This window comes from Pseudogemmobacter sp. W21_MBD1_M6 (assembly GCF_052119585.1).
Classification (GTDB): Bacteria; Pseudomonadota; Alphaproteobacteria; order Rhodobacterales; family Rhodobacteraceae; genus JBGQOJ01.
On the sequence record NZ_JBGQOJ010000054.1, the window covers coordinates 1 to 5,896 of the forward strand.

The window sequence follows — 5,896 nt, forward strand, 5'->3', positions numbered from 1 at the left end:
AACCAGCCTCCATCTCACACTGGCCCAATGTCTACACCGCCGTCAGATCAGGCGCAATTTTTAGAGGTGCCCTATAGCCAGTTTTGCCCCGTTGCCATGGCCGCAGAGATGCTGTGCACAAGATGGACCATGGTGCTTGTCCGCGAGCTTGTCGCGGGATCAACCCGTTTCAACGACCTGCGGCGCGGGGTTCCGCGCATGTCGCCAACATTGCTGTCCCAGCGCCTGAAAGAGCTGGAGGAGGCGGGCGTGGTGGACCGTATGCCCAAACACGGCGTCTTTGAATATCACCTGACGGCGGCGGGCAGGGATCTTTTGCCCGTGGTCGAGGCCTTCGGGCGCTGGGGGCAGAAATGGGTCGAATCCGACATCTCGCTCAAGAACCTCGACCCCTCGCTTTTGATGTGGGACATGCGGCGCAACCTTGATCCCGCACCGCTGCCCAACAAACGCACGGTGATCCAGTTCCGCTATCCCGAACTGCAACCCTCGCGGCGCGAATGGTGGCTGGTGGTCGAGGAAACGGGCGAGGTCGACCTGTGTTCCGCCGATCCGGGGTTCGAGGTGGATCTTTATGTCTCCACCGATTTGCGCACCATGACGGCGATCTGGATGGGGCTTAGAACGGTGTCGTCCTCGCTGGATATGATCGACTTCGAGGGCCCAAGGGACATCGCCGGCACCATGCAGCAATGGCTGGGCCTCAGTCCCTTCGCGACAGAGCGAAAGCTGGTGTCCTGACGGCGTGCGTGCTGTGTAACAGGGGTATGACAGTTTCATGTCAGGGGGGCGTTCGGCTTGAACCCCTATGCCGTTTTCACTATACGGCAGGCTTCTTAACCCTTCCGAGGTCCAGCCCGTGCAACAGATCCAGACGCCCTATTACCTGATCGATACGTCGAAGGTGCTGCGCAACATGCAAACCGTTGCCCGCCTGCGCGAGCTGTCCGGGGCCAAGGCGCTTTTGGCGTTGAAATGCTTCGCCACATGGTCGGTCTTTGACACCATGCGCCCCTATATGGACGGCACGACGTCCTCGTCCTTGTACGAGGTCCGGCTGGGCCGCGAAGAGTTCGGCGGCGAAACCCACGCCTATAGCGTGGCCTACGGCGACGACGAAATCGACGAGGTGGTCAGCCATGCGGACAAGATCATCTTCAACTCGATCAGCCAGCTGGAGCGGTTTGAGGGGCAGGCACAGGGCATCGCCCGCGGTTTGCGGCTGAACCCGCGCATCAGCTCGTCCAGCTTTGATCTGGCTGATCCGGCCCGCCCGTTCAGCCGCCTTGGCGAATGGGACCCGGCGCGGATCGAAACCGTGATCGACCGGATCAGCGGCTTCATGATCCACTTCAACTGTGAAAATGCCGATTTCGACCTGTTCGACGCGCTGCTGACACAGATCGAAACCGACTTTGGCGGGCTGTTGTCGCGGGTGGACTGGGTCAGTCTTGGCGGCGGCATCCATTTCACAGGCGAGGGGTACCCGCTGGAAAAACTTGCCGCACGACTGAAATCCTTTGCCGGAACATTCGGCGTTCAGGTCTATCTGGAGCCGGGCGAGGCCGCGATCACCGGATCGGCGACGCTGGAGGTCAGCGTGCTGGACACGTTGAACAACGGCAAGGATCTGGCGATAGTCGACAGTTCGATCGAGGCGCATATGCTGGATCTGCTGATCTACCGCTATGCCGCGCGGATCGCCCCCGACGAAGGCCCGCACCGCTATATGGTGTGCGGGAAATCCTGTCTGGCGGGTGATATTTTCGGCGAATTCAATTTTGCCGAGCCGTTGAAGGTGGGTGACCGAATTTCGATTCAGGACGCCGCCGGTTACACAATGGTCAAGAAAAACTGGTTCAACGGGGTGCGGATGCCCTCGATCGTCATCAAGGAAACCGATGGCACGTTGCGCCTTGTCCGCCAGTTCGGGTTTGACGATTTCAAACAGGCGCTGTCGTAAACCGTTGGCCCATTGACCTTCATTTGCCTATCTCAACTCAGGAGACGCTTCATCATGAAACGGAATGTCCTCATCATCGGCGCAGGCGGCGTGGCCCGCGTGGTCGCGCATAAAGCCGCGCAGAACAACGACCTTTTGGGTGATCTGCATATCGCGTCCCGAACCCTGTCGAAATGCGAAGATGTCATCGCCTCGGTCCATGACAAGGGCGCGATGAAGGTCAAGGGCGTGTTCATGGCCCACGCGCTGGATGCGATGGATGTGGCGGCAACTGCCGATCTGATCCGCAAGACCGGCGCGCAGATCGTCATCAATGTCGGGTCGTCGTTTCTGAACATGTCGGTGATGTCCGCCTGCATCGAAACGGGTGCCGCCTATATCGACACCGCGATTCACGAAGACCCCGCCAAGATATGCGAGGCACCGCCGTGGTATGCCAACTACGAATGGAAGCGCCGCGATGAATGTGCCGCCGCCGGTGTCACCGCCATTCTGGGCGCGGGATTTGATCCGGGGGTTGTGAACGCCTATGCCCGTCTGGCGAAAGACGCGTATTTCGACGAAATCACCGACATCGACATCGTGGATATCAACGCCGGATCGCACGGGCGCTGGTTCGCGACCAATTTCGACCCGGAAATCAATTTCCGCGAATTCACCGGCGAGGTCTGGTCCTGGCAGAATTCCAAATGGGTTTCGAACCAGATGTTCGAGGTCGGCCACGACTGGGATCTGCCCGTCGTCGGCACCCAACGCGCCTACATGACCGGCCACGACGAGGTCCACTCGATCAGCCAGAATCTGGGCATCCCGAACGTGCGGTTCTGGATGGGTTTTGGCGAACGGTATATCACCGTGTTCACCGTCCTGAAAAACCTCGGGCTTTTGTCTGAAAAGCCGGTCAGAACCGCCGAGGGGCTAGAGGTGGTGCCGCTGAAGGTGGTCAAGGCCGTGCTGCCTGACCCCGCCTCGCTGGCGCCCGATTACACCGGCAAAACCTGCATAGGTGATGTGGTGAAGGGCACGAAAGACGGCCACCCCCGAGAGGTGTTCATCTATAACATCGCCGACCACGAACAGGCCTTTGCCGAGGTCGGCAGTCAGGGCATTTCCTACACTGCGGGCGTGCCCGCCGTGGCCGCTGCAATGCTGGTGGCGCGGGGCGATTGGGACGTGGCCAAAATGGCCAACATTGAAGAACTGCCGCCGCGCCCGTTCCTTGGGTTGCTGGACAAGATGGGGCTGCCCACTTGGGTCCGCGACGAAACCGGCGAGCGGTTGCTGACGGACTGGGCCGACTAGGGCGCGGTCATCCGGACGAAATGCAGAAGGCGGTGAAAGGGCGGTGTCTGTGGACGCCGCCCTTGTTTTTTGTGCCGGCCTAGATTTCGGTCGCAACCTTATCCTGCGTCTTTGTGTCAAAGTCGCTGGCGTCATGCCGCTCGTGCAGTTGCGTTTCCAGATCGCCGAAAGCGCGATTGACCATGCGGCCACGCTGCACCGCGGGGCGCGCGTCGATGGCCTGCGCCCAGCGGACAACATGGGTATAGGACGCCACGTCCAGAAACTCCGCCGCGCCATAAAGCCGGCCCAGAACAAGCTGGCCATACCATGCCCAGATCGCCATATCGGCGATGCTGTACTCGTCCCCCGCGATGAAATCCTTGTCGGCCAGATGCCGGTCCAGAACGTCCAGCTGGCGCTTGACCTCCATCGTGAAGCGGTCGATGCAATATTCGATCTTGGTCGGCGCATAGCTGTAGAAATGGCCAAAGCCACCGCCCAGATAGGGTGCGCTGCCCATTTGCCAGAACAGCCATGACAGGCATTCGGTGCGTGCAGCCGGATCGGTAGGCACAAAGGCCCCGAATTTTTCCGCCAGATACAACAGGATAGACCCGGATTCGAAGACGCGCGTCGGGGGGGTGGTGCTGTGATCGACCATCGCCGGAATTTTAGAGTTCGGGTTGACCTCGACAAAGCCGCTGCCGAACTGGTCGCCCTCGTTGATGCGGATCAGCCAGGCGTCATACTCGGCCCCTGTGATCCCGCGCGCCAGAAGTTCCTCCAGCATGACCGTCACCTTGACGCCGTTCGGCGTCGCCAGCGAGTAAAGCTGGATCGGATGCTGGCCCACCGACAGGGTCTTGTCGTGGGTCGCACCGGCAACAGGGCGGTTGATCTTGGCAAACTCGCCGCCGTTTTCGGCCTGCCATGTCCAGACCTTTGGGGGTGTGTAGGGGATGGAATCTTTCATAGGGCACACTTTTTCGTTAGGAATTTCATCGCCCATACCTAAGCCATCGCAGCAGCGTTTGCACGGGGGGGCGGCATTTCATTGCGCAGGATCACGCATTTGCGCTGTTTCCGCCCGCCCCTGAACCAGACAGGAAACCCCGCGCCCCACCACAACAAAAAAACATATCGAAGCCCGCGATGTTTGCGGATAAGCACGGCGGATGAATATAGATGATACATTCGAGATTTTTCTTGTGGCCTCTCCGGGGCTGGAGGCCGTGCTGTGCGAAGAGGCGCAGGCGAAGGGGTTCGCGGGCGCCACGCAGGTTCCCGGCGGCGTCAACGTGCAGGGCGGCTGGCCAGAGGTCTGGCGCGCAAACCTTGAACTGCGCGGGGCCAGCCGGGTTCTGGCGCGGATCGGCGCGTTCAGGGTGTTCCACCTTGCGCAGCTTGATAAACGCTCTCGCAAATTCGACTGGGGCCGCGTGCTGCGCAAGGATGTGCCGGTGCGGGTCGAGGTGACGTGCAAGTCGTCAAAGATCTACCATGCAGGAGCCGCGTCGCAGCGGATCGAAACCGCGATCCGCGAGGAGCTGGGCGCAACCATCGCCCCTGATGCCGCCATCGCCGTCAAGGTGCGCATCGACGACGATCTGTGCACGATCAGCGTCGATACCTCGGGCGAGTCGCTGCACAAACGCGGCCACAAAGAGGCGGTGGGCAAAGCCCCGATGCGCGAAACGCTTGCCTTTTTGTTCCTGCGTCAATGCGGCTATGACGGGCGCGAACCCGTGGTTGATCCGATGTGCGGCTCCGGCACCTTTGTGATCGAGGCGGCAGAGATGGCGGCGGGCCTTCACCCCGGTCGGACACGGGCGTTTGCCTTTGAACAATTGGCGACATTCGACGCCGCCGTCTGGCAGCAGATGCGTGCGCCACGGGGGCTGACGCCGCCATCCTTGCGGTTCTTCGGCAGCGACCGCGACGCGGGCGCGATCAAGATGAGCGGCGCCAATGCCGCCCGCGCCGGTGTCGAGGCGTTCACCAACTTCCAACACCATGCGGTCAGCGATCTGGAGCCGCCAAGCGGCCCCCCCGGTCTGGTGATCGTGAACCCGCCCTACGGCGCGCGGATCGGCGACAAGCGGCTGCTGTTTTCGGTTTACGGGGCCCTTGGCAAAACGCTTTTGACCCGGTTTTCGGGATGGCGTGTGGGCATGGTGACCAGTGACAAGTCGCTTGCGAAAGCATCATTGTTGCCCTTTGCGCCGCCCGGCCCGCCGGTCTCGCATGGCGGGTTGAAGGTGCATTTGTTCCAGACGCCCCGATTACGGTAGGGGACATTGCGTCGCGCGAAACGGGGGGCCGCATGGTGTCGGATGATCCGCGACCGCATACCCCCCAAGGGCTGAAAATGTCAGGCCGGTTGGTTATCCCGGTCCCCGCTTCGGCGGGATTTAGTCGATTTTTCGAACCCGCAGCATGATCACCCTAACCGGGGGGTGCTGTGGCGCGCTTTGATAAGCTGCAGCTGCCCTTTTCAGTGCGCGGAGCACAGATGCAGAGCAAACAACTGATAATCGTCGCTCAGATATTCATATCCGGGGTGATGCCATTCCGAGCTATGCGGGAATTTGGGTGATGGCGTGATTTGAAGGGCGGCGTATCGTGGCGGGTGTCAAAGCCGGCCAGAAC

The 5,896-nt window shown here is 60.8% G+C and carries 5 protein-coding genes; 4 read left to right on the forward strand and 1 reads right to left on the reverse strand.

The genetic code is table 11. From position 1 onward, the window contains the following. The 3 genes from ACEN2R_RS20525 to ACEN2R_RS20535 all read left to right on the forward strand — a co-directional run. Positions 1–741 (forward strand): winged helix-turn-helix transcriptional regulator (locus ACEN2R_RS20525; protein WP_442044745.1); only part of this gene is annotated, 741 nt, incomplete at its 5' end. Positions 742–808: 67 nt separating this feature from the next. Then, the gene (gene nspC / locus ACEN2R_RS20530) at positions 809–1,963 is read left to right on the forward strand and encodes a carboxynorspermidine decarboxylase (protein ID WP_442044747.1); all 1,155 of its coding nucleotides are present in this window, start codon (positions 809–811) and stop codon (positions 1,961–1,963) included. A 54-nt stretch (positions 1,964–2,017) separates the two neighbouring features. Then, complete coding sequence (locus ACEN2R_RS20535) at positions 2,018–3,265, forward strand: saccharopine dehydrogenase family protein (RefSeq protein WP_442044749.1); 1,248 nt, start codon at positions 2,018–2,020, stop codon at positions 3,263–3,265. Positions 3,266–3,344: 79 nt separating this feature from the next. Here the strand turns inward: ACEN2R_RS20535 and yghU are convergent, their stop codons facing one another. After that, positions 3,345–4,220, reverse strand: coding sequence for a glutathione-dependent disulfide-bond oxidoreductase (gene yghU, locus ACEN2R_RS20540; RefSeq protein WP_442044751.1), 876 nt, complete (start codon positions 4,218–4,220; stop codon positions 3,345–3,347). Between the two features lie 202 nt (positions 4,221–4,422). Here yghU and ACEN2R_RS20545 point away from each other — a divergent pair, with 202 nt between their 5' ends. Further along, complete coding sequence (locus tag ACEN2R_RS20545) at positions 4,423–5,538, forward strand: THUMP domain-containing class I SAM-dependent RNA methyltransferase (RefSeq protein ID WP_442044753.1); 1,116 nt, start codon at positions 4,423–4,425, stop codon at positions 5,536–5,538. The last annotated feature ends 358 nt before the right edge of the window (positions 5,539–5,896 follow it).